The sequence below is a fragment of the Niastella populi genome (assembly GCF_002078015.1).
Taxonomy (GTDB): domain Bacteria; phylum Bacteroidota; class Bacteroidia; order Chitinophagales; family Chitinophagaceae; genus Niastella; species Niastella populi.
The window spans coordinates 1-22,074 of record NZ_LWBP01000235.1 but is presented as its reverse complement, the minus strand read 5'-3'; the positions used below and the strand labels follow the sequence as shown (position 1 = coordinate 22,074).

At 45.9% G+C, this 22,074-nt stretch carries 19 protein-coding genes and 1 other RNA gene; 9 read left to right on the top strand and 11 right to left on the bottom strand.

Annotated elements, in window-relative coordinates:
* Positions 1 to 256 precede the first annotated feature (256 nt).
* Both cysM and A4R26_RS30625 read left to right on the top strand, forming a co-directional pair.
* Entirely contained in the window at positions 257 to 1,129 is an 873-nt protein-coding gene (gene cysM / locus A4R26_RS30630) for a cysteine synthase CysM (RefSeq protein ID WP_081170354.1), read from the top strand.
* Between the two features lie 436 nt (positions 1,130 to 1,565).
* Positions 1,566 to 2,180, top strand: a complete 615-nt coding sequence (locus tag A4R26_RS30625; RefSeq protein WP_133054832.1) for a hypothetical protein — start codon at positions 1,566 to 1,568, stop codon at positions 2,178 to 2,180.
* A 112-nt stretch (positions 2,181 to 2,292) separates the two neighbouring features.
* On the opposite strand, the gene A4R26_RS30620 is transcribed toward A4R26_RS30625, so the two are convergent.
* The 3 genes from A4R26_RS30620 to A4R26_RS30610 all read right to left on the bottom strand — a co-directional run bounded on the left by A4R26_RS30620 (position 2,293) and on the right by A4R26_RS30610 (position 5,759).
* Complete coding sequence (locus tag A4R26_RS30620) at positions 2,293 to 2,571, bottom strand: DUF4242 domain-containing protein (protein ID WP_081170350.1); 279 nt, start codon at positions 2,569 to 2,571, stop codon at positions 2,293 to 2,295.
* Between the two features lie 325 nt (positions 2,572 to 2,896).
* Positions 2,897 to 5,116 (bottom strand): monovalent cation:proton antiporter family protein, encoded by a 2,220-nt coding sequence (locus A4R26_RS30615; protein WP_081170348.1) that lies wholly within the window; start codon positions 5,114 to 5,116, stop codon positions 2,897 to 2,899.
* Between the two features lie 127 nt (positions 5,117 to 5,243).
* Positions 5,244 to 5,759: a YkgJ family cysteine cluster protein gene (locus A4R26_RS30610; protein WP_081170346.1), complete on the bottom strand. Its 516-nt coding sequence runs from the start codon at positions 5,757 to 5,759 to the stop codon at positions 5,244 to 5,246.
* Between the two features lie 200 nt (positions 5,760 to 5,959).
* On the opposite strand from A4R26_RS30610, the gene A4R26_RS30605 reads away from it, so the two are divergent.
* Complete coding sequence (locus A4R26_RS30605) at positions 5,960 to 6,940, top strand: sterol desaturase family protein (RefSeq protein WP_081170344.1); 981 nt, start codon at positions 5,960 to 5,962, stop codon at positions 6,938 to 6,940.
* Between the two features lie 154 nt (positions 6,941 to 7,094).
* Positions 7,095 to 8,033 carry a sterol desaturase family protein gene (locus A4R26_RS30600; protein ID WP_081170343.1) on the top strand — a complete coding sequence of 313 codons (939 nt, stop codon included), beginning with the start codon at positions 7,095 to 7,097 and terminating at the stop codon, positions 8,031 to 8,033.
* Positions 8,034 to 8,167: 134 nt separating this feature from the next.
* Here A4R26_RS30600 and A4R26_RS30595 read toward each other — a convergent pair whose 3' ends face one another.
* On the bottom strand, positions 8,168 to 8,971 hold the full coding sequence (locus A4R26_RS30595) for a DUF3667 domain-containing protein (RefSeq protein WP_081170341.1): 804 nt from the start codon (positions 8,969 to 8,971) through the stop codon (positions 8,168 to 8,170).
* Positions 8,972 to 9,286: 315 nt separating this feature from the next.
* On the opposite strand from A4R26_RS30595, the gene gcvP reads away from it, so the two are divergent.
* The gene (gene gcvP, locus A4R26_RS30590) at positions 9,287 to 12,202 is read left to right on the top strand and encodes an aminomethyl-transferring glycine dehydrogenase (protein WP_081170339.1); all 2,916 of its coding nucleotides are present in this window, start codon (positions 9,287 to 9,289) and stop codon (positions 12,200 to 12,202) included.
* Positions 12,203 to 12,412: 210 nt separating this feature from the next.
* Here the strand turns inward: gcvP and A4R26_RS30585 are convergent, their stop codons facing one another.
* Entirely contained in the window at positions 12,413 to 13,048 is a 636-nt protein-coding gene (locus A4R26_RS30585; protein ID WP_081170337.1) for a hypothetical protein, read from the bottom strand.
* Positions 13,049 to 13,324: 276 nt separating this feature from the next.
* On the opposite strand from A4R26_RS30585, the gene A4R26_RS30575 reads away from it, so the two are divergent.
* Positions 13,325 to 13,876 (top strand): nuclear transport factor 2 family protein, encoded by a 552-nt coding sequence (locus A4R26_RS30575; RefSeq protein WP_081170333.1) that lies wholly within the window; start codon positions 13,325 to 13,327, stop codon positions 13,874 to 13,876.
* Positions 13,877 to 14,071: 195 nt separating this feature from the next.
* Here the strand turns inward: A4R26_RS30575 and A4R26_RS30570 are convergent, their stop codons facing one another.
* Positions 14,072 to 14,503, bottom strand: a complete 432-nt coding sequence (locus A4R26_RS30570; protein ID WP_081170331.1) for a hypothetical protein — start codon at positions 14,501 to 14,503, stop codon at positions 14,072 to 14,074.
* 207 nt (positions 14,504 to 14,710) lie between these two features.
* On the opposite strand from A4R26_RS30570, the gene A4R26_RS30565 reads away from it, so the two are divergent.
* A complete protein-coding gene (locus A4R26_RS30565; protein WP_081170329.1) occupies positions 14,711 to 15,091 on the top strand; it encodes a hypothetical protein in 381 nt (126 codons plus the stop codon).
* Positions 15,092 to 15,334: 243 nt separating this feature from the next.
* Here the strand turns inward: A4R26_RS30565 and A4R26_RS30560 are convergent, their stop codons facing one another.
* The gene (locus tag A4R26_RS30560; RefSeq protein ID WP_081170328.1) at positions 15,335 to 16,303 is read right to left on the bottom strand and encodes a dihydrodipicolinate synthase family protein; all 969 of its coding nucleotides are present in this window, start codon (positions 16,301 to 16,303) and stop codon (positions 15,335 to 15,337) included.
* A 128-nt stretch (positions 16,304 to 16,431) separates the two neighbouring features.
* Complete coding sequence (locus A4R26_RS30555; protein WP_081170326.1) at positions 16,432 to 17,970, bottom strand: sodium:solute symporter family protein; 1,539 nt, start codon at positions 17,968 to 17,970, stop codon at positions 16,432 to 16,434.
* A 362-nt stretch (positions 17,971 to 18,332) separates the two neighbouring features.
* Between A4R26_RS30555 and A4R26_RS30550 the strand changes: the two genes are divergently transcribed.
* Positions 18,333 to 18,923 (top strand): porin family protein, encoded by a 591-nt coding sequence (locus A4R26_RS30550; RefSeq protein WP_165760475.1) that lies wholly within the window; start codon positions 18,333 to 18,335, stop codon positions 18,921 to 18,923.
* A gap of 138 nt (positions 18,924 to 19,061) precedes the next feature.
* Here the strand turns inward: A4R26_RS30550 and A4R26_RS30545 are convergent, their stop codons facing one another.
* From A4R26_RS30545 to A4R26_RS30530, 3 genes are all read right to left on the bottom strand, one after another.
* Entirely contained in the window at positions 19,062 to 19,472 is a 411-nt protein-coding gene (locus tag A4R26_RS30545) for an OB-fold protein (protein ID WP_081170322.1), read from the bottom strand.
* A 457-nt stretch (positions 19,473 to 19,929) separates the two neighbouring features.
* Positions 19,930 to 20,366, bottom strand: an RNA gene (rnpB, locus tag A4R26_RS30540) — RNase P RNA component class A.
* 434 nt (positions 20,367 to 20,800) lie between these two features.
* Positions 20,801 to 21,832, bottom strand: coding sequence for a Smr/MutS family protein (locus A4R26_RS30530; protein ID WP_081170319.1), 1,032 nt, complete (start codon positions 21,830 to 21,832; stop codon positions 20,801 to 20,803).
* Between A4R26_RS30530 and A4R26_RS35515 the strand changes: the two genes are divergently transcribed.
* Positions 21,831 to 22,074, top strand: a 244-nt coding sequence (locus tag A4R26_RS35515; RefSeq protein ID WP_207625858.1) for a hypothetical protein, incomplete at its 3' end; no start/stop codon positions are given. The two genes, A4R26_RS30530 and A4R26_RS35515, sit on opposite strands and share 2 nt — an antisense overlap.

Below are 22,074 nucleotides of genomic sequence, written 5' to 3'. Positions count from 1 at the left end.
GTATCCTATGTTATGCTATACGACACTTAAGCCTTAAGCATTGCAAGTATTAAATTCTAATGAAAAATTATGACCGTTGTGCGAACCACGCCGTTCCTGCAATTGTATAGGCAATAGCACTTATATAAATTAATGTTTTACATAGCAGGTTGCAGAGCATTATAATCTATCGTACCGGTAGAATTATTCTTTCCCAGCCGTCAAGGAGGGAATTTATAAAAGTGGTAATTTCAACCTTCTGTTATAAATTATAAAAATGGCAAGCATTCTAGACCTGGTAGGCAATACCCCAATGGTAGAGATCAAACAGCTCAATCCCAATCCGAACGTTACCATCTATGCCAAACTGGAGGGGAATAACCCTGGTGGCAGCGTGAAGGACCGGCCTGCGTTGAACATGATCAAATCTGCATTGGAACGGGGTGACATACAGCCAGGATCAAAACTTATTGAAGCCACAAGCGGTAATACCGGCATAGCGCTGGCCATGGTGGCGAGGCTGTTCAACCTTGATATAGAACTGGTGATGCCATCTACATCAACCCGCGAAAGAACTTTGACCATGGAAGCTTTTGGCGCCCGGGTTACGTTGCTGGAAAGCATAGAGAAATGCCGCGATTATGCAGAAGAAAAAGCAGCGGCAGGCGAAGCCATTATCCTGAACCAGTTCTCGAACCCCGATAATTACAAAGCGCATTATAAAACCACCGGGCCTGAAATCTGGCGTGATACCAACCAGGCCATCACCCACTTTGTAAGCTCCATGGGTACTACCGGCACCATCATGGGTTGTTCCATGTTCTTTAAGGAAAAGAATCCCGCTATTCAGATCGTGGGTTGCCAGCCTACGGAAGAATCATCGATCCCCGGTATTCGCCGCTGGCCTAAGGAATATTTGCCAAAGATCTTCGATCCCAGCCGGGTTGACCGCGTGATAGATGTTTCGCAACAGGAGGCTACCATTACAGCACGTCAACTGGCGAAAGTAGAAGGCGTATTTGCCGGCATGAGCAGTGGCGGCGCCGCTTCAGCCGCATTCAGACAGGCGAAAGAAATTAAAGAAGGCGTGATCGTGTTTATCGTTTGCGACCGGGGCGACAGGTATTTGAGCAGTGACCTGTTTGGGTAGTGTTAAACTCCTAACCTTCCACATGCGTTTGATCTGCTTTAAGATTTCATGAAGCCTGTCAGTAACCGTGTCCCTGTCGAATGGCTCCTGCTGCAATGCTTTGAGGAAGATCATTATTTCTTTGGAGTTGAGGTCATACCTGCTTTTATCTTAAACAACATCCTACAAAACCCGCTTTCATTAGCAGGCATACAAAATTACCTGCCCGGGTAGAGGCTTGCTGTGCTGTCATTATAAAAAATCGTTATCCGACAATGGGACTTTACCTGCCTGCAATCCCAATTTAAATTTCTACAGGTAAACTGCGCCATTATAAAAATTTGATTAATAAGATATACGAAATCGGGAGCCGCGGGGAATACAACTGTTAGCAGAAAAAACGCATGGTTTTTGCATATTCTTTAACAAGCCTGATAAGCCTGATTAACCTATGCAAATGCAAAAATTTAAGCCGTTATTCTTTGAAATCGTCTGGTTGGGGGTTATTCTGAACGCCACCGTTCTGGTCGCCATCTTCGTTTTTGGATGGACCTTCCTTGGCAACCATTTCGATATTCGCCTGCACGAAACCTACTTTACTATTTCTTCGTGGAAGATCGTTCTGCCGTTATTTGTGCTATTTACTTTCTTTATTTTCCTGGTAAAGGAAATAAGGCACCAGTTCAACCGCAAAGCGCCGAACATTATCATGTTGATAGCAGGCGCTATTCTAATTTTGCTTATCGCTACCATCAATAAACAGGTGATCATTTCTGAAATGGTGTATTTTGGCGACAGGTCGGTATTCCCTTCACTCTCAGCCATGAACGAAGCGCAAATGAAAAAAGCGATCAGTCCGGCCATGCATGTGGTATCCAATTCACTTACAGTGATCCAGTTCCTGGTAACCCTGTCGATGTTGTATGTAGCCTATAAAATGGGCAGAAATTATGTAGCAGGGGTTGCCATTGCCGATAAAGACAATCAAACACCGGTGAACCATACGAACAATACGATGAAACCAAAGGCGATACCTTCAGTTAAAGGAAGAGTTGACAAGTTAACAAGTTGACAGAAGCCGGTTATTCAGTTGTTCAGTTATTCAGTTGTTCAGTTGGCTCACGACTATTCGCAAGCTCGTGAATTGATGAACTCAATAACTTAATAACTTACAAACTGAATAACTAACTTACTTCCGCAGTAGCCGGATCAATAATAGCTTTTACCCTGCTTATTTTATTTGCCGGAAATCCCGACTGCTCTGCATGTTGTTTGATCGTTGCTTCATCAGGGGCCTGATAAATACAGAAGATCTTGTTATCGGTTACATAACTGTGAATCCATTGTATTTGTGGACCTAAATTCATTAGAACGTTACAGGATGTTTGGGCAGCTTCGCGGAGTTGTTCCTGGGTAAGATTGCCTACATTGGGCATATCTCTTTCTATTACGAATTTTGGCATAGCAATTAATTTACTTTAAAGTTAGCTTTATTAATTGCACCAAAAAACTGATATACATCCTGGTTTCGGGATTTATGAGTAATTGCGGGATTCGCGGGAATTGGTTTGTGGTTTATGGTTTATGGTTTATGGTTTGTGGTTCTTTCATTTTCAGGTTCCCCGACTAATTTCAAGCCTCGCTTTCAGTTTAGCCGGTTTGCAGCTTGCAGCTGTATTTGTATTCGCTTTCAGCTTTCGGCTTTCGCCTGTATTTGCTTGCGGCTTATAGCTTGCAGCTGTATTTGTATTCGCTTTCGGCTGTATTCTGTATTCCATTATCCCATCATCACATTTTCAAATTATCGATCTTCTTCCTGTCGCCCACGATCCATACAATATCATCCCATTCAAAAACAGTGGTGGAGTCGGGGTTGAGAATGCGCCGGCCACCACGTTCTATACCAACCACTACCCCATTGGTCATTTCGCGAATGCCCGATGCCCTTATGGTTTTACCGCGCAGGGCAGTATGTTCATCTACGATGATCTTGTTAAGGGTGATCTCTTCATTCCCGTTCTGCCCGGGCAACGTGGCGGTTTCAAGTACAATGCGGAATTGTTCCAGCTGTACATCGGTGCCAATTACGGCAATTTTATCAAACGGATATAATACATCGGTACGGGCCGGCGCCGCAATGGTAATGGAACCCCGCTCTATATAAGCGATGTTGATGCCGAAATGCTCGCGCCATGCCAGCTGCTGTAATGATTTGCCCACCACGGTCGACTCGGCCGGCATGGTAAAATAGGCGATGTGTGCATCCCAGGGGCTCAGGTCGCCGCTGCCGCTCGATTGCATCTGCTCCCGCTGATGCAGGTTGGAGAGGAACCGTTTTTCAATTCGTGCATAGAACGAATTCAACCGCCGCGCAAATACAAACAACACTATGCCGATCACCGGCAATATGGCCACCAACGCAACCAGGGTATTGAACAACAGGTTCACCATAAAACCCACCAGCACCACCAGTAACAGGTTGCGCACTACTTCGAGCATTACGAGCGGACCATGATTATATTTCTTATCGAGCCATAAATTCCGGTAGGCCAGCGAATGCAAACGGCGGATGGCCAGTCCCCAAAGGAAGGGTGCCGTAGCAGCCAGCGTTATAACGAAGGTGATGATAGCGGGATATGCTGTGCCGGGAATACTGTTGTGTAACAGCGGCAATAAATAAGTGGTTGATAAAAATATAAGAGCGATCACCACTACCGAATTGGTGGCCATTACCACCAGGTACGAGCGCAATACAATACGCCAGTCGCTTTCGGCCTGAATGGTTTGCGCACCAGTACTATATTGATTGATGGCAGTTCGCCATTTCATGGGCAGCCGCGGTGCCAGCCAGTTGAAGAACGGATCGGCCAGCCTGATCATATACGGCGTTGTAAAAGTGGTGATCACTGAAACCCCAACAGCTATCGGATATAAATACTGGCTTGTTACCTGCAGTTTCACGCCGAGCGTGGCGATAATAAACGAGAACTCCCCTATTTGCGCCAGGCTCATACCCGCCTGGATCGATTGTTTCAAAGGCTGCCCCGAGATCAGCGCACCCAATGTAACGTTCACCGTTTTTCCTACAATCACCACCGCCGACACGATGAGCACGGGGCCAATGTATTGAATAAGCAACTTCGGTTCTATCAATAAACCCACCGATACAAAAAATATGGCGCCGAATAAATTCTTTACCGGCTGTACCAGGTGCTCTATCTTTTCGGCCTGCGGTGTTTCGGCCAGGATGCTGCCCATAATAAATGCACCAAGCGGCGCCGAAAAACCCGCATACGTAGCCAGCACCACCATCAGCAAACACAAACCCAGCGAAATCACCAGCAGGGTTTCATCGTTCATGAGCTTGCGGCCCCATTTTAAAAAGCCGGGTATGAGGAAGATGCCTGAGATAAACCATAAGGCCAGAAAGAAAACAAGTTTCAATACCGAATACAACATTTCGATACCCGCAAATTCGCGGCTTACCGCCAACGTTGAAAGCAGCACCATCAGCAATACGGCCATCACGTCTTCGATCACCAGCACACCCATTACGAGGCCGGCGAACTTTCTTGTTTTAACACCCAGTTCATCAAATGCGCGTATAATGATAGTAGTGGAAGAAATGGCAATGATACCACCGAGAAAGATACAATCCATGGTTGGCCAGCCCAGTAGTTTACCGGTGAAAAAGCCTAACCCCACCATACAAATGATCTCGAATATACCGGTAACGCCGGAAGTGCCGCCTGTTTTTACCAGCTTTTTAAAACTGAACTCGAGACCCAGGCTGAATAAAAGGAAGATAACCCCGATATCGGCCCATACTTTAATACCCGCGGTATCGGAAATGGTAGGTAAGAGCGCGAAATTGGGACCAACCAGCAAACCTGCCAGGATATATCCCAACACCACCGGTTGTTTCAGTTTTTTGAACAGCAGTGTGGTTACACCGGCAATGGCCAGTATCAGCGCAAGGTCATGTATCTGGGCTGGTAAATGCGACATGGACGGTTAATGTGATAATGTGATAGTGTGATAATGTGATAATTAATTCAGGGCTTTGTATCGGGCGGTTCGCCCTGTGTGCCAATTCGTAAAGTTCCAGCCAAAACCTGAAACCGCTAACGGTTACTCACTTATCTTCTTTCAACAACTTCTCAAGCACATAATACACCGCCGGACAAAATGTTGCATTCTTCAACGTAAGATTCGGCCTTTTCAGTATCACATCTTCATCAGTATACGGAAACCGTTCACAGTCTGACGGACGAACTTCATAAATACTGCAATAATTATCGGCCCCCAGGAACGCACAAGGCGTTTGTTTAACTACGTAATCGCCTTCTTCATCCAACCGCAAATAAGTATCTATAAACGTGCTCTCCTTCATTTTAAGATGTTTGCTGATACGTTTTATATCAGGCGTCTTGAAACGCGGAGAATAATTCTTACAACAGGCGGCACACTGCAGGCAATCGATCTTCGAAAATGCTTCTTCATGCAAATCGGGCAATTTTCTCAACACTTTGTTTCGATCTGCACGTTTCAGCAGGTTCTTATATTGTTTCTGGTGTTCGGCGCTTTTCTTTTGCCAGTTACCATCTTCAATACCCGCAACCTGTTCATTATTATCACGATGTGCTGCCATTATTTTTTCAAATGCTATATTTAATTATTTGGGTCCGTTTCCGTTTTTTTTAAGCCTGCATCCCGAACCTTTGACATTTAAGCCTGAAGCCTGCAACTGTATTTGCTTATGGCTTTTAGCTTTCGGTTTTCGGCTTGTATTTCACCCTGCAAGTTAACCTATCCCCGACACAATGGTTTGGTTTTTGATTTTTAATTCCCATGCGTGCATTATACGATCAGATAGTTTTACTATTCTCAACGCCGCTGTATGTTCTGGTTATCGGGGCCGAATTATTGATCAGTCACCTGGAAGGCGTGCGGGCTTACTCCTGGAAAGATACCATTCAGAATTTCTCCCTGAGCCTGCTCACCGGGCTTGCCGACCTGCTGATGCGGGGCATCAGCCTGATCGTTTTAACATTTTTCTTTCAATATAGTTTGGCGAACTGGTCATATTCGGTAACCTACTGGGTAATTCTTTTATTGTTCACCGATATGATGCATTACTGGCTGCACCGGCTGGGCCATCAGTGCCGTTTTTTCTGGGCGGTGCATGTAAATCATCACACATCTCCCCACTTTAATTTCAGCGTTGGCTTCCGCAGCGGAGTGCTGGAACCGTTTTACAGCTTTCTATTTTTCATACCCATAGCGCTGGCCGGGTTCCGCCCCATCGATATCTTCTTTATGTATTCCGTTTGCCAGGTATGGGCCATCTTAACGCATACCGAAAAAGTAAAAAAGCTGGGCTGGCTCGAATACATTTTCGTTACCCCTTCGCATCACCGGGTTCATCATGGTTCAAATCCCAAATACCTCGACAGGAACATGGGTACCGTATTTATCATCTGGGATAAAATGTTCGGCACTTTTCAAAAAGAACTGCCGCCCCAGGAATACGAACCCATCCGTTATGGCATTACCCATCCGCTCGAGAATAACTCCATTCCCACCATCATCTTTCATGAATGGGCAGCCATCATGAAAGATATGCGCAGGAAAGATGCGGGCTTTAAACAAAAATTGATGTATCTTTTTGGTCCACCCGGCTGGAGTCACGACGGCCAAAGAATGACGAGCGAACAGATGCGGCGGCAGGAACATATTAAAAACAAAAAGGTACCGTCGATAAAAAAAGGCAACCTGTACTACATTGAGCCATCTACCCGGGTAAAAGTGAACAAAAATAAAGCTGGTTGATACACCCTGTAATGCAATAAACCAATTAAGCTGAACGCTTAAGGGTTAACGCTAAATGCACGGGCAACCGGCTAGCAGCAAGAAGCTTCGTCATGACAGCTATAGAGCTGCATTATGATATTTCAGTCATAAAGATTATTTTTGCGCCTCCTGAATGAATGCACTGCTTGAACAAATATTGATACTTACCAGTACCCCGGTCTACATGATCATCATTGGACTGGAACTATTACTCAGTAATTATCATCACCGGAAACTATATACCTGGAAGGATACTGCCATCAATGTTTACCTCATGCTGCTGAATGCGACCCTCGATCTGCTGTTTCGTGGGGTTTGCCTGGTGATCCTCGATTATTGCTACCGTCATCATATCTTCAGTTTCAGCCATGCCGTTGTATACTGGGTAATGCTGTTATTGCTGGAAGATTTTATGTACTACTGGCTGCACCGCTTCGATCATGAGGTACGGCTGTTCTGGGCCGTGCATGTAACGCATCACTCATCAGACCTTTTCAATTTTACGGTAGGTTTCCGCTCTTCGGTATTTCAACCGCTGTACCGGTTCATGTATTTTATGCCGCTCGCCCTTATGGGTTTTAAACCGCTCGATATCCTGTTCATTTATGCCGCCACCCAGATCTGGGGCATATTTGTACATACCAAACTGATCAATAAAATGGGTTGGCTTGAATACTTCCTGGTTACACCCTCGCATCACCGTGTGCATCATGCCAGCAACCCGAAATACCTCGATAAGAACATGGGCATGCTCCTCATCATCTGGGACAAAATGTTCGGCACCTTTCAACCCGAACTGCCCGAAAAGGAATACCAGCCCATCAAATACGGGTTAACCAAACCAATAGAAAAGGAAACGCCGCTTACCATCATCTTCCACGAGTGGATACAGATCTGGAAAGACGTTGCCCGTAAAGACCTTTCCTTTAAAGAAAAATGGTTATACCTTTTTGGCCCGCCGGGCTATAGCCACGATGGCAGCCGGATTACGAGTGAGGAAATGCGGGCGGAAGAGGAAGGCCAGGCAGCTTCTTCCTTACAAAATGAGCCTGTTCCAGTTGCCAGGAATTAGAGACTGGGGGGATCAGGGATTGGGAATTTGGGGGCTCAAAATTATTCCCTCACCTACAGGGTTCCTCAAACTTATCACTTACTACTTATCACTTATTACTTATCACTTACTACTTACTACTTATCACTTATCACTTACTCAAACCATCCCCTGATATATTTGTCAATGAGCACATAAGTGCCGCCTACCCAAAATATAAGAACCAGCAGCGATACACCCAACGCTTTCATGTAGTGCCGGAAACCCTTCTTTCCAATAAAATGATAATAGGCAAATGACCGGTACAGCATTTCGAATGTGAAGTACACCAGCATCACCATCCAGCTTGCCTTCGTCATGGTAAGCCTGCTTTGCCAGGGCACCAGTAACAACGAATAACATAACATGGAAAACGACATAATGAACATGGTTGCCACCACGTGCTCTATATAGGAATACCGTTCTTTTTTATAGAACAACCAGAAAAATAATGCAAACAACGGCGTGGCCAGCATATTCATTACATTGGAATATTTGCCGGTATAATGCAATACGTTCCGGGTTCTTTTGGCAAAGCCCAGTAAAAATTGTTTTTTGACCGGGTCGCTGAGGCGGGCCGCCGCCTCCTCCATCCGTTTCACATGGCTTTCATCGGCCATATGAAAAGTGGTGGTCATAAAAACCATGATGGTGCCAACAATAAGGAAAAAGTTTACCGGTTTGAAATATCTGGTGCGTTTGCCATCGATATACTCGCGGGCAACCCGGCCCGGGCGCAACGCCAGTTCGCGTATGAGGTGAAAAATGCCTTTGTCGGCATGGGTAACGTAGTGCAGGGTATCGTGCCCTATTTCATGTAAGCTCAGGCGGTGCGTATTGGCTTTTTGCCCGCAGGCGGCGCAAAATTTATAGCCGGTACCAAGGTGGGAACCGCAGTTCAAACAGTTAGTCGGGTGCATACAACAAGATAAGGAATTGTTTGTTTTTACAGTAGCAGACAGGCTATATTGCTATGAATGTTAATATATTAGAAAAAAAATACGGATATAACCAATGGGAGATTTGCGGCTTTTCCTATATCCAATTATCACCGCTTGTCCCGATGTAGCCGGGATTTTCAAATTATCACCTTGCCGCTTTTCCCCATTGAATTCACCACCGGCCCCAAACAGGCGTTAGTCTGATAGTTTAATATTAACTTTGCGGCCTTATACATAAAATAGCCACTGTTGGAACCAGATCAACAAACAAAAACTACAAACATACACGGGATTATGAATCTTTTTGAACAACAGAACACTGAATTCATCCGTCGCCACATTGGACCTACCGAATCTGAAACCCGCCAAATGCTGAAGGCCATTGGCGAATGGAGTTTCGATGCACTGATCGATAAATCGGTTCCGTCGGGTATCCGAATGGATGGCGCCCTGAACATTCCGCCCGCCATCAGCGAATACGAGTACCTGCAGCTGATCAAGGACATTTCCCTGAAAAACAAAGTGTACAAGAACTATATCGGGCAGGGGTATTATGATACCATTACGCCCAGCGTTATATTAAGGAACATTTTCGAGAACCCGGGCTGGTATACACAGTACACGCCCTACCAGGCCGAGATCTCACAGGGCCGGCTGGAAAGCCTGCTCAACTTTCAAACCATGGTAAGCGATCTTACCGCCTTACCACTGGCCAATGCTTCATTGCTCGATGAAGCTACCGCCGCCGCCGAGGCCATGACCATGTTCTTCAACACGCTGAACAAAGATCATGACCACATCAGCCGGCCGAAATTCTTTGTCGACAACGATACCTTCCCCCAAACAAAAGACGTGCTGGTAACCCGCGGTGTGCCCGTAGGCATTGAAGTGGTTTTTGGCGATTACCGTACGGCAGAAATAGATCAGCAATACTTTGGCGCACTGGTGCAGTATCCAAACGACAAAGGCGCCATTGAAGACTATCGCGACTTTATCGGTAAAGTGCACAATGCAGGGGCTTATGTGGCCATGGCAACCGATCTGCTGGCGCTTACCCTGTTGACCCCGCCGGGTGAACTGGGCGCCGATGTGGCCTTCGGTTCTGCCCAACGTTTTGGCGTGCCTTTGGGCTTTGGCGGACCGCATGCTGCTTTCTTCTCAGCCAAAGACGACTTCAAACGCAATATTCCCGGCCGTATCATAGGCGTAAGCATCGATGTGCAGAACAACCGCGCACTGCGCATGGCCCTGCAAACCCGCGAACAGCATATCAAACGTGAGAAAGCCACCAGCAACATCTGTACCGCCCAGGCCCTGCTGGCCAATATGGCTGCCATGTATGCGGTATTCCATGGCCCCGATGGTTTGAAGAACATTGCCAAAAGAGTAACGGTACTCGCCAATGCACTTGCCGAGGAACTGGAAGCGGAAGGTTTTGAACTGCTGCACAAGAACTTCTTCGATACCATCGTATTTAAAGTGCAGCATGCCGATACCATTCGTCAGAAAGCCGAGAACGCACAGATCAACTTCCGTTATTATGGCGACAACCTCATTGGTATTTCGCTCGATGAAACCACTACCCTCAGCGATGTGCTGGATGTATTGTTGCTGCTCGATCAGCCCAACGATCACAACGTAGCCGGTTTTGCAGTGAGCGAAGATGCCGTGCTGTACAATATTCCCAATACACTTACCCGTACCAGCAATTTCCTTACGCACCCGGTGTTCAACAGCCACCACAGTGAAACGGAAATGATGCGTTATATAAAAAGACTCGAGAACCGCGACCTGTCATTGAACACTTCGATGATCTCGCTCGGCAGCTGTACCATGAAACTGAATGCCGCCAGTGAAATGATCCCTTTAAGCTGGCAGCACTGGAGCAAAATGCACCCGTTTGCACCGGTTAACCAAACGGAAGGTTACAAACAGATCACCGATGAACTGAGCCAGTACCTGTGCGAGATCACCGCTTTTGATGCCTGCAGCCTGCAGCCCAACAGCGGCGCCCAGGGTGAATACGCCGGTTTGCTGGTGATCCGCGCCTACCATGCCAGCCGCAATGAATCGAACCGTAACGTAATGCTTATTCCGATCAGCGCACATGGCACCAACCCTGCCAGCGCCGTAATGGTGGGCATGAAAGTAGTGGTGGTGAAAGCACTCGAGAACGGGTATATCGATGTGGCCGACCTGAAAGCAAAAGCTGAACAATACAGCAAAGACCTGGCAGGGATCATGATCACCTACCCCAGCACGTATGGTATTTATGAAGAAACGGTAAAAGAAATTACCCAGATAGTTCACGAGCATGGCGGACAGGTATACATGGATGGCGCCAACATGAATGCACAGGTAGGCCTTACCGCTCCGGGCCTCATAGGTGCCGACGTTTGCCACCTGAACCTGCACAAAACATTCGCCATTCCGCATGGCGGCGGCGGTCCCGGTATGGGCCCTATTTGCGTAAAAGCGCATCTGGCGAAATTCCTGCCCGGGCACGTTTCGATCGGTAATCCCGCATCGGCAATCGGCAACGGCCTGCCGGTAAATGCTCATCATGCAGTAAGTGCAGCGCCCTATGGTTCTGCTTCCATCTTACTTATCAGTTATGCATACATCAGGATGCTGGGCGCTGAAGGTGTTCGCAAAGCCAGCGAATACGCCATTCTGAATGCAAACTATATGCGCTCAAGACTTGAAGGACAATACGAGATCCTGTACACCAACCACAACGGCGAGTGTGCGCATGAGTTCATCGTTGATCTTCGTCCGTTCAAAAAGAGTGCGGAAATAGAAGCGGAAGATGTGGCCAAACGTTTGATGGATTATGGTTTCCACGCGCCTACCCTGAGCTTCCCGGTACCGGGCACTATTATGATAGAGCCTACCGAAAGTGAGGACAAAGCCGAGCTCGACCGTTTCTGCGATGCCATGTTGAGCATTCGCGATGAGATCCGCGCTATTGAAGAAGGCAAAGCCGATAAAAAAGACAATGCGTTGAAGAACGCGCCGCATACACAACATGCCGTTATCAGTTCACAATGGAACCATCCATACACCCGCGAACAGGCGGCATTCCCGTTACCGTATGTTCGTGAAAATAAATTCTGGCCGCATGTGGCAAGGGTTAATAACACGTTTGGCGACAGGAACCTGATCTGCACCTGCGAACCCGTTAGTTCGTATGTTGAGGAAGAGGCTTAAGGCTGAAGGCGTAAAGCTTAAAGCTTAAAGCCAGTTCGCGAAAGGCGTTATTTCCAACTTATTGCAGGCTTCAATACTTACTTAAATAGTACAAGAGGCAGTCTTCTCACAAAGACTGCCTCTTGTATTTTGCAAATACGTGGAGCCCGGAAAAAGCATAACCGCCCGCCCTTTCTGGAACAAGCCTTTAGCATTGAGCCTTTAGCCTTCTTAATCGTTCTGCGCCTGGTCGAGCGCGCTGCGGATATCCTTAATATCGTCTATAAGCCATTTACCGTCCTGTTTGGCAACCTTGTACTTCAATCGTCCGGCCGAAGGCAAACTCACCGTAATGGAGCCTACATCGTTCGACACGTTCTGCCATTCCACCGTCGATTTTTCAATTCGCGCAAGATCATCCTGGTAATCTTTCGCCAACATCACCAGGTCGAACTCGAGCCCTTTTACCGGCGTTTCGGTCTGTGGCGATTTACGCAGATTGTCGTTACATTTTCCGAAATACTCGCGCCACTTGGCAATATAATTATCGGTAACAAAACCGCTTTTCTGCAAAGCATCGAGATACTGTTCGGCGCCCTCTGCATTTACGACATAATACATTGACGAATCGGGATCGGTTGAATGGCTCACCAATTCAATTTTTTTGATCTGCGGAATATTGGTACGATACCATTGTAAAAAATGCATAATGGTACCGGCCGGTTGTTTGTTAAAAGCTTCGTCTGATGGCGGTTTGGCATCAACTGCGTAGGTATTACCGATGGCTGGCATTTTTGTTTTATCGGCTGAAGAGCAGGCTGCCAATGCAAACCAAAGGCAAATGATAAGATGTTTTTGGATTTTCATATGGGGAGGGTTTTAGGATTTGAATCGTTGTATGTGAATTTAATAATATCAAAATTGAAATGCAAACAACTGTTCGTGTTTATTTTAGTATGCGGGAACCGCAATTTTCCTGATAATAATCATAAAACCCTCAATTCAAGCAGATTACAGAACAATATATTTGATCAACTGTGCCAATATCCTTACATTTATTACCTACCTCATCTTATTAATCCCGCTCATTACCTCCTGCCCAACGGAGCAGCTTCCATTTTTTAACCTATAAACAATTGCTTTATGAGAAAGATCCTTTTGGGAACGATCTGGGTTTTGATGCTGGCCGCCTGTAAGGACCAGGCAGCTGAAAAGACCGCGCCAACCGCCATTGCCGGGGAATCTACCAGTACACCGCCACCGGTTGAGTTTGCCGATCAGAAGTACATCGATATGGGAAAGAAGGCCCTGGAACAGTTTGCCGCCGGCAATATCGATGGCTGGGCAAGCATGTTTGCAGAAAATATCAAGTTCAGGTGGTCTGCGGGTGACAGCCTTACCGGTAAGGCGGAGGTTGTAAAATACTGGAAAGACCGCCGCGCGAATGTGATTGAATCGATTGAAGTATCGAACGACATCTGGCTGCCGGTTAAGATCAATGAACCGCAGAGTATTGAAAGCAAGGGCACCTGGTTATTGAACTGGCACAGGGTAAAGGCAACGTATAAGAACAAGGAATCGCTCACATTCTGGGTGCATATCGATATGCATTATAATAACGAGGGCCAGGTTGATGAGGTAATTCAGTATGTAGACAGGGCGCCGATACAGGCAGCGGTGGCGAAGAAGAAGTAGGAATTGGGAACCAGGAATTGGGAATTGGCAAAAGTCTGAATGTTGTAGTTCCCGATTAAATAGGTGAATGAGCGCGAAGCGCGATTATCATAAAAGTAAAAAAAGAAGTAGGAAGCCGGATGTACGCGAATTTCGTATTTCCTGCTTCCTACTTCATATAACTATGATCAGAAAAAGCTGCCAATAAACCTACTCTTAGGATAACTTCTCTTTCACCATAAACCAACTACCAAATCCCTTATAGGAAATCATTTCTCCCTGCGCATCAACAAGTGTGGTTACTATCTCCCATTCCCCTTCGAACCGGTCATTTTCGAACCGGCCGGAGTAACTGATCTCCTGGGAAGGTAATTTTGGCAGGAAACGCTGGCCGCCTTTTTCGTGCTGCCAGTAATATGGATAGCGTTTGATAAAACTGATCGAATTATCCAATACCGTGCCCTCGATGGTAGCCGGCTTTTCAAAATGGCCGGCGGCCTCGCTATCCCTGCATTCTCCTATTATCGATCCGTTCTCAACAGAAATATTCAATTCAAAATCAACTGTTTTCCCTCTCACCGTTTCATCGTATTCATCGCCATAGGTATAGGCGCCGATCCATTTGCCACTCAGGTGCTGATCATTCATAAAACTCAAATTATATTAATTTGGTAGACTTTAAATGTATGCATAAACACGCATTAAAGAAAACCTAAATCTTCCCCTTTTTTGGGGTAATTTCCACTGCTCCGGATGGTCAGGCGTCAATTTGTTATTGAAACGTTATGATTGATTTTACCCTTATACCTGGGGCATATTTTGCCGTCTAATAGTAGAATATTAAAACGTAGAAAGATGAAAACGGTGTCATTGATTTTAATCTGTGCATTGGGCTTTACCTACCATGCATCGGCCCAAAAGGTGATACGCGCTGTGCCACGTTATTACCCGCGCACGCACGTTGCTGTAGGTGTTGGATTAGGCGGATGGGGCTACTCGCCCTATTGGTATAACCCATGGTACGCGTACCCTCCGGGTTATTACCAGCGTGCGCGTCCATCAAAACTCGATCTTGAAATACAGGATATTCAAACTGATTACAAAGACCGGATCTGGGCCGCACGTCATGATGAAAGCTTAAGCCGCAAAGAAAGAAGAAGAACGGTTCACGATCTGAAGATCGAAAGGGACAAAGCTATTCTTCAGGCGAAGAAAGATTACTATAAGAGAAGGTAGTGGTTGAAGCGTGCATTTTCTGATTGAATCTTTTGTGAACATAGGGTTCTGAAGTAAGAAGCAGGAAGTAAGAAGTACGATACGCGTGTACTTCCTGCTTCCTGCCTCTTTTTTTAACTCAAATATGTAAGCTATTGAGCTAGGCGCTCTTATTACTTCATGTTTCCTAAATGCGGCCTGAATTTAATCAGACACTACGAATTTCGGCCTCTTCCTAATTACTAATTCCTGATCTCCGAATTACTAAATAGCAGGATCGGGATAGATCTTAGGCTCCATAATAGCCCGCGTATCAACCGGTGTGATCCCTAACCGGCCGCACCACTGCGTAAAATTGTCATAAATACCTTTCAGCACGTCTTTTTGCGCGGGTGTCAGTTCCTGCACATAGGCCCGGCTGATGGTACGCACGGGTAACCCGCGCAATTGCAGAAAATATTTGGCGCTCATGGGATATGCCTGGTGAATCAACGGGTCAACCCGGGTAAGTTCCGATTGCAGCCATTGTACATCGGCCAGTTTGTTGGGGTCGGTTGCATTGTTACACATCCACACCAGGATCTCGGGATAAAAATTACCGCTGATAGACGACATACCTCTTGCACCCATTTGCAAACTGTACATTGCATTGGGTGTATGCGCATCGAAGAAATCGAAACCCGGCACACTGGCTATCTGCAGCTTTTCCTTTACTTTATCCAGCTCGATGCTGGTATCCTTATGGTATTTCAACCTGCCGGTATCCAACAGGGCTTTGAACACATTGGCCGATAAAATACGTTTGTACGGCGCAGGGCATTCGTATGTGCCCATGGGAATATCGGGGGTGAGCGAGAACATTTTTTCGAACCGCTTCAGCAGCACATCATCGCCATCGTCTACATTGGCAAAGTGACCGGTTATGAGCACCACCGCATCGATGCCTGTATCGTAGATCTTTTTACTGAACTCGGCTTTATCTTCAATGGTAAGTCCGAATGAACCTGTGGCCACCACAGGCACACGGCCGTTCACATACCGCACAATATGGGCGGTAAGCTCCAGCCGCTCATCTTCACTAATGCTATACATTTCACTGCTGAGACAGTTGGCAAAAAAACCGCTCACTCCGGCTGCCAGGTAAAAATCGATCAGCCGTTCAACCATATCGAAATCAATCTTTGCCTTCAGGTTGAACGGTGTGATCATTACCGGAACAAATCTTTTTTCCATCAGGTTTATTTTGATTGTTGTTATTAAAATTTCAGGCCATTCGGCCTTTAAAATTAAAAAGTAAATATTGTTTTAAAGACAATTATCGTAGAAAATCCATTATTTAATATCGTCTTGAAAATGAAGCGCTAATGGGTAGGCCGGCTGCTTTTTCGTAAGCCGGCTAAAAACTTGCCGGTCAGGAAGATAGTTAAGGTTCCTATGACGATGGTCATGTTTGCGTGCAGGTTGGTGCGCAGCCACGCATAATTATCGGGCAACTGCCGCGAGAACGTGACCCAGATGATGACCAGCACACCGATAATCACCGCAATGACCGCTTCAATGTTTTTTGCTTTTCGCGCCAGCAATCCCAAAAGAAATAGCCCGAGGATGCCGCCCGAGAAAATACCGGCCAGTTTCCACCAGGCATCGAGCAGGCTTTTTACGCCTATCATGCCAATGCCAAAACTGATGGCCAGTACGCCCATTACCGCCGTTGCCACATACAACACCCGCATCTGCGCTTTGGGCGAAGCGTCTTTATTGAAATACCGCAGGTAAATGTCTTTCAGAAAAACGGTGGCCGAACTGTTCATACCGCTGCTCATGGTGCTCATGGCTGCCGATAAAATGGCAGCAATGATAAGTCCCAGCAAACCTCGCGGCACTTCGTTGCGCATAAAGAACGGCAATACCCGGTCGCCATAATCGGCCGGCGATAAATTAGCCAGTGCAATATTTTTTTCGGCCGCCACCTGTTGCTGCAGGGGCAGGATCAATTCGGGATGCTGATTATAATACGCGTACAACGCGGTGCCGATAAAAAAGAACAACATGCTCACCGGTACGTAGAACACCACGCACATCCATATACTGCGGCTGGCATCGCGGCTGTTACGCGCAGTGTGGTACCGCTGAATATAGTTCTGATCGATACCGAAATTATTGAGATTGATAAAAAAGCCGTACAGGAAAATGACCCAGAAAGTGGACATGGAGAAACCCGAGATCCTGAAACTGCCCAAACTGAATTTGTCATTGGCTTTACCGGTGTCGACGATATATTCAAAACCACCATCGAGCTGCGAAACGATCAGGTACAGGATCAGCAAGGCGCCGAGGGTTTTGATTACCGCCTGCACCACTTCCGTCCAGATAACCGCTTTCATACCGCCCATCATCGTGTAAACAACAATACAGATGCCGGTGGTGATCATGATTGCCGGCATCGAGTAACCGGTAAGTGCTTTCAGCGTAAGTGCAATGGAATAGAAGATGGTGCCCATGCGTGCCAGTTGAATCAGCACAAAACAGATCATGGCATAGGTACGCGCCCAGGGGCCGAAACGTTCTTCCAGATGCGTATATGCGCTGATGGCCTCGCTGTTGCGGTAAAACGGCACAAAGAATTTTGAAGCGATAATGGCGGCAAACGGCATCGACAGACTGAAGACAAATGAATTCCAGTTGGCGCCGAACGATTTGCCGGGGTCGCCCAGGAAGGTAATGGCGCTTAAAAAAGTAGCGTAAAACGACATGCCCAATGCCCAGCCCGGAATGGCGCCGGAGGCTACGGTATATTGTTCGGTTTCCTTATTCTTTCCACTTAAAATTATACCCACCGCTATCATGGCGGCGAAGTATACGGCTATAATTGTTAAATCTACAATTGGTAAATGATTCATACAAGCAATCTGTCACTTGCAGTAAATGTATGGATAAATAGTCAATTGACAATAGGCAATGATCAAAGACGACGGGCCGGCGACAATAACCAAAAAATAAAATGTGCGCTCATTAAAAGGGCATTAATTAACAACACCCGGAAAAAAAGTGACTGCACCTGAAACACAGGGTAACTCCCCGTTAAGCAGCAGACGAATCGTTGAAACAATCGCAACAATCTGCTTATTTGTCTATTAATTACCGGCGTTGACAGATTATAACTTTTATTAAGGATATGCAGTAAATACATTTGAAATGTTCATTACACCTTTCAAAATATATTCATTACATGACAAGTCAACCCTTTAACAAATTCCGTATTATGATGAAGTTTACAATGGTAACATCAGTCTTATTTTGTACGGTTGCAGCCAACGCACAAACATGGCATTTCGGTGTGAAAGCCGATATCAGTTATTCGGCTCTTAAAGGAGAAGGTATTAAGAATAAGTTCGCGCCCGGTTTCCAGGCAGGTGGTTTTGCCACATACAACATCACCAAACAGTGGGCTATACAACCTGAGTTATTATACTCCTTTTCGCAGTATAAAAAAGGAAGTGACTTTCTAACCTATTATAACAATTATGGAAGAAGCGCTGCGGGTGAGAACATCAGCCTCGCTTCTATCAGTGTTCCTTTGCTGGTGCGTTATAACCTGAATAAAACGCTGAGCTTTCTGGCGGGTCCGCAATACAGTTACCTGGTATGGGACGATGAGAGCCTGTTGAAGAACGACAGACAGGCGTTCAGGAATTCCGAATTCAGCGCCAACATAGGCGTGCAGGTGAATATTGAGAAGGTTGGTTTTTATGCGCGGTATAATAAAGGATTATCAGACATCAATGACATAGATGACCGGTACGAATGGAAATCGAGTCACGTTCAGGCAGGAGTTGCTGTACGTTTCCAGTAAATGTGACAATGGGATAATTCGATAATTCGATAATGGATCTATTATCGGAAAGGCTGATAAAATTCAAATGTAAAATGCAGGCAGAAAGCTAATCTGTATGCTGCATTTCATTATCACATTATCGAATTATCACATTAGCTAATTAGCTAATTGACTGTATGATAATTCAACATGATTTACGTACCCGGTGCAAATGCCTTTGATGATGATCTTTTCGCCGGGTTTTACCGGTTTGGCTGCGGGGGACAATTTACTTAATGAGCAGGCTACACCGCACAATGGATCACCGGTGTTCAATATGACAACCGGCTCACCATACGGTGTGTACTTTACTGTAAGTACCTGGCCGCTCACCTGAAGTACTTTATTCAAATAAACTTCGTTGGCTTGTAAATGATCGGATGTGAACCGGGCATACAACTCGGAAGCAGTGACAGGTATACCGGTCTCGGCAGAAAGATTACGGGCTGGTTTATTATAGCAGTAAATTAATGCATAGGCCAGAAATGCTACAAAGGCGCATCCCAGGGTGAATACGATGTTCCTCATAAGGCGAATTTATACGGTTACAAACAGGCCCTACGATTCAGCAGAAGGGGGATTAGAGTTTCACAGAAGGATATTACATTTTAACGATGGCCGAAAGTAATGCTGCCATTTGCGGAGGATAAGGTAGTGTGCGCTTAGTGATGTATGTAATTGAAGCGGGCTAGGAAAATCCAAAAATGATGCCGGAGTTGGTTGAAGATGATTCAGGTGCAGGTATAGGTGTGTTTATCAGTACGTAAAACATTTTGAATGGGGATAAATCAGAAGTAGGAAATAAGAAGTACGATATTACCGCATATTATAGCTAACAGGTAACCGCAAACTTCCTTAAGTAAAATTACGAGATCGGATATTCGGACTCTTCTTAAATCCAGCCTCCTGTTTCTTACCTCACCATCGTATTATCGTAAAGCCCCCAACAAGTAATACGCTACCAGCCGAGAGAGCATTTCATAAAAATAACTACAAACCTGTAAGCCGGATTCTGTATCCCGATACGATCGGGAGGCTATCATTTATCTTGTCCGGCCATTACTGACCGGATCATTCTGCCTACCCACCCAACGTAGCCCTTTTAACGGAGCATTCGAGCGAGCCGCTCTTCAACGCTGGTATACATGGCATTTCAGCATGCAAGGTTTACCCGCCCTGCCGGTCGCCCGGCAAAGCCGTGGGCTCTTACCCCACGTTTTCACCATCACCCTTCCAACCCGGGGGGTCAGAACTAGTCCCGGCCAGGGCCGGGATGCAAGCTGTAATTTTCTGTGGCACTGTCTGTTCCCTCCTCCCGATTGTATCGGGAGAAAGGACCCGGCTATTCACCGGTACATTGCCCTATGCTGTCCAGACTTTCCTCCCCTCCCTTGCGGGAAAGGCGATAGCCCGGTTTGTAGTTAATGCAAAGTTATGGAATACAGCTGCAAGCTGCAAGCAGCAAGCAAATACAAATACAGCTGTAAGCTGCAAACGAATACAAATACAGCTGCAAGCTGCAAGCTATAAGCCGCAAGCAAATACAAATACAGCTGTAAGCTGCAAGCTATAAGCCGAAAGCAAATACAGGTGAAGGCTGAAAGCTGAAAGCCGAAAGCTGAAAGCGAATACAAATACAGCTGTAAGCTGCAAGCTATAAGCCGAAAGCAAATACAGGTGAAGGCTGAAAGCAAATACAAATACAGCTGCAAGCTGCATACCGGCTAAAACTGAAAGCGAGGCTTGAAATTACCCGGGGGTCCTGAAAATGAAAGAACCACAAACAACAAACCATAAACCACAAACCAATCAAAGTGAGTCCGGTAAATAGTTACGAGTCTGTTAGTCCCGAAAATCTAATACTGAAAATATATTTCCGTTGCCCCATACCCATATGCCGGGTGATACCGGTTGGCAAAGCTCTTTACCTCTTTGCGTACTTTCAGTATCTCGTGGATCTCATCGCGTAGTTTACCGGTTCCCACCCCATGTATTACAATAAGCCAGGGAAGATGATGCGCCATGGCCAGATCAAAATACTTTTCAAAGGTCTTTAGCTGCGTAGCCAGGATCTCGAGGTTACTCATCGTTTCCCACCCGGGCTCCAGCTTTTCAATATGAAGATCGATCTCCGATTTGGCGGGTTCAAGATGTTGCCTTGTTTTGGCGGCATCATAGATCTTAAAACCGGCTTTTGATAAACTGCTGAGATCTAGCCCCGATGGTTTATCTTCATAAGGCCTGTTCGGATAATCTTCGAACAACTTATACGAGAACGTAGCTTCCCCTTTTTTACGCACGTCTTCTATACGCGTGAAAACTTGCTTTGGTTTTAATTTAAGCGAAGCTTCATAGTATTCAGCCTTGTATTTATCAGGCGTAAGCAGCGAAAACTCAAAGTTGAAAACCGGACTGTCGTTCAGGTTCTCGAACGGTACATCGTGCAGGTATATATCTTCAAATGAATGGATCTGCAAGTTAAGGAGCTCAAAACCGGTTTCGCCCTGGTAATTCAGTTTGTAGGTGAACTTATAACCCAGTTCAGTGCGGTTGATGAGGTGCACTTTCAATTCGGTGACGATATCATCGCCAAATTCGTCATTGACCGTAATGGGAATAAAAGTGATCCAAACGCCGTCGATCACCCGCTGGGTGACTTTCTTTTTTTCGCGCGGTAAATCGTCAATGAACTTTTTTTCCTTTTTGGGCGGAAATAACTTCTTTTCGGTAAACCGCTTAAAGTACGGAAAATCAAGCTGGTCGACATAAGCGGGAAACTTCACGCCCCGTACGTCGATCATAACCATCTTGTTATTAATGATATCTATAACCTCGCCTTCTTCATTGGTCTGAATGATCACCACCTTATCGCCAACCTCAAATTTCATGGGTAATTATTTATATTCTGTTGATCCGGGGCATAATACCCCAATACTGATTTTCGTGCAAAGGTACGGTAAAACTGAAGCAGGTAAAAAGGCACTAATAAGTAGAGGTGCAAATTTTGGGAGAGCGTTATCATATATTACCGGGTATTTAATATTCCATAATGGTACTTTTTCATATGAAAATGGTGCTTCACCATATGAAAACACCCTATTTTCATATGAAAATGGTACGCTATCATATG

What these genes read in the sequence shown, in the direction of transcription:
- gcvP (WP_081170339.1), top strand. Translation starts at nt 9,287, where the DNA reads ATGAATCTTTTTGAACAACAGAACACTGAATTCATCCGTCGCCACATT.
- cysM (WP_081170354.1), top strand. Translation starts at nt 257, where the DNA reads ATGGCAAGCATTCTAGACCTGGTAGGCAATACCCCAATGGTAGAGATC.
- A4R26_RS30585 (WP_081170337.1), bottom strand. Translation starts at nt 13,048, where the DNA reads ATGAAAATCCAAAAACATCTTATCATTTGCCTTTGGTTTGCATTGGCA.
- A4R26_RS30620 (WP_081170350.1), bottom strand. Translation starts at nt 2,571, where the DNA reads ATGCCAAAATTCGTAATAGAAAGAGATATGCCCAATGTAGGCAATCTT.
- A4R26_RS30565 (WP_081170329.1), top strand. Translation starts at nt 14,711, where the DNA reads ATGAAAACGGTGTCATTGATTTTAATCTGTGCATTGGGCTTTACCTAC.
- A4R26_RS30575 (WP_081170333.1), top strand. Translation starts at nt 13,325, where the DNA reads ATGAGAAAGATCCTTTTGGGAACGATCTGGGTTTTGATGCTGGCCGCC.
- A4R26_RS30615 (WP_081170348.1), bottom strand. Translation starts at nt 5,116, where the DNA reads ATGTCGCATTTACCAGCCCAGATACATGACCTTGCGCTGATACTGGCC.
- A4R26_RS30625 (WP_133054832.1), top strand. Translation starts at nt 1,566, where the DNA reads ATGCAAAAATTTAAGCCGTTATTCTTTGAAATCGTCTGGTTGGGGGTT.
- A4R26_RS30570 (WP_081170331.1), bottom strand. Translation starts at nt 14,503, where the DNA reads ATGAATGATCAGCACCTGAGTGGCAAATGGATCGGCGCCTATACCTAT.
- A4R26_RS30555 (WP_081170326.1), bottom strand. Translation starts at nt 17,970, where the DNA reads ATGAATCATTTACCAATTGTAGATTTAACAATTATAGCCGTATACTTC.
- A4R26_RS30530 (WP_081170319.1), bottom strand. Translation starts at nt 21,832, where the DNA reads ATGAAATTTGAGGTTGGCGATAAGGTGGTGATCATTCAGACCAATGAA.
- A4R26_RS30595 (WP_081170341.1), bottom strand. Translation starts at nt 8,971, where the DNA reads ATGCACCCGACTAACTGTTTGAACTGCGGTTCCCACCTTGGTACCGGC.
- A4R26_RS30545 (WP_081170322.1), bottom strand. Translation starts at nt 19,472, where the DNA reads ATGAGGAACATCGTATTCACCCTGGGATGCGCCTTTGTAGCATTTCTG.
- A4R26_RS30610 (WP_081170346.1), bottom strand. Translation starts at nt 5,759, where the DNA reads ATGGCAGCACATCGTGATAATAATGAACAGGTTGCGGGTATTGAAGAT.
- A4R26_RS30605 (WP_081170344.1), top strand. Translation starts at nt 5,960, where the DNA reads ATGCGTGCATTATACGATCAGATAGTTTTACTATTCTCAACGCCGCTG.
- A4R26_RS30600 (WP_081170343.1), top strand. Translation starts at nt 7,095, where the DNA reads ATGAATGCACTGCTTGAACAAATATTGATACTTACCAGTACCCCGGTC.
- A4R26_RS30560 (WP_081170328.1), bottom strand. Translation starts at nt 16,303, where the DNA reads ATGGAAAAAAGATTTGTTCCGGTAATGATCACACCGTTCAACCTGAAG.
- A4R26_RS30550 (WP_165760475.1), top strand. Translation starts at nt 18,333, where the DNA reads ATGATGAAGTTTACAATGGTAACATCAGTCTTATTTTGTACGGTTGCA.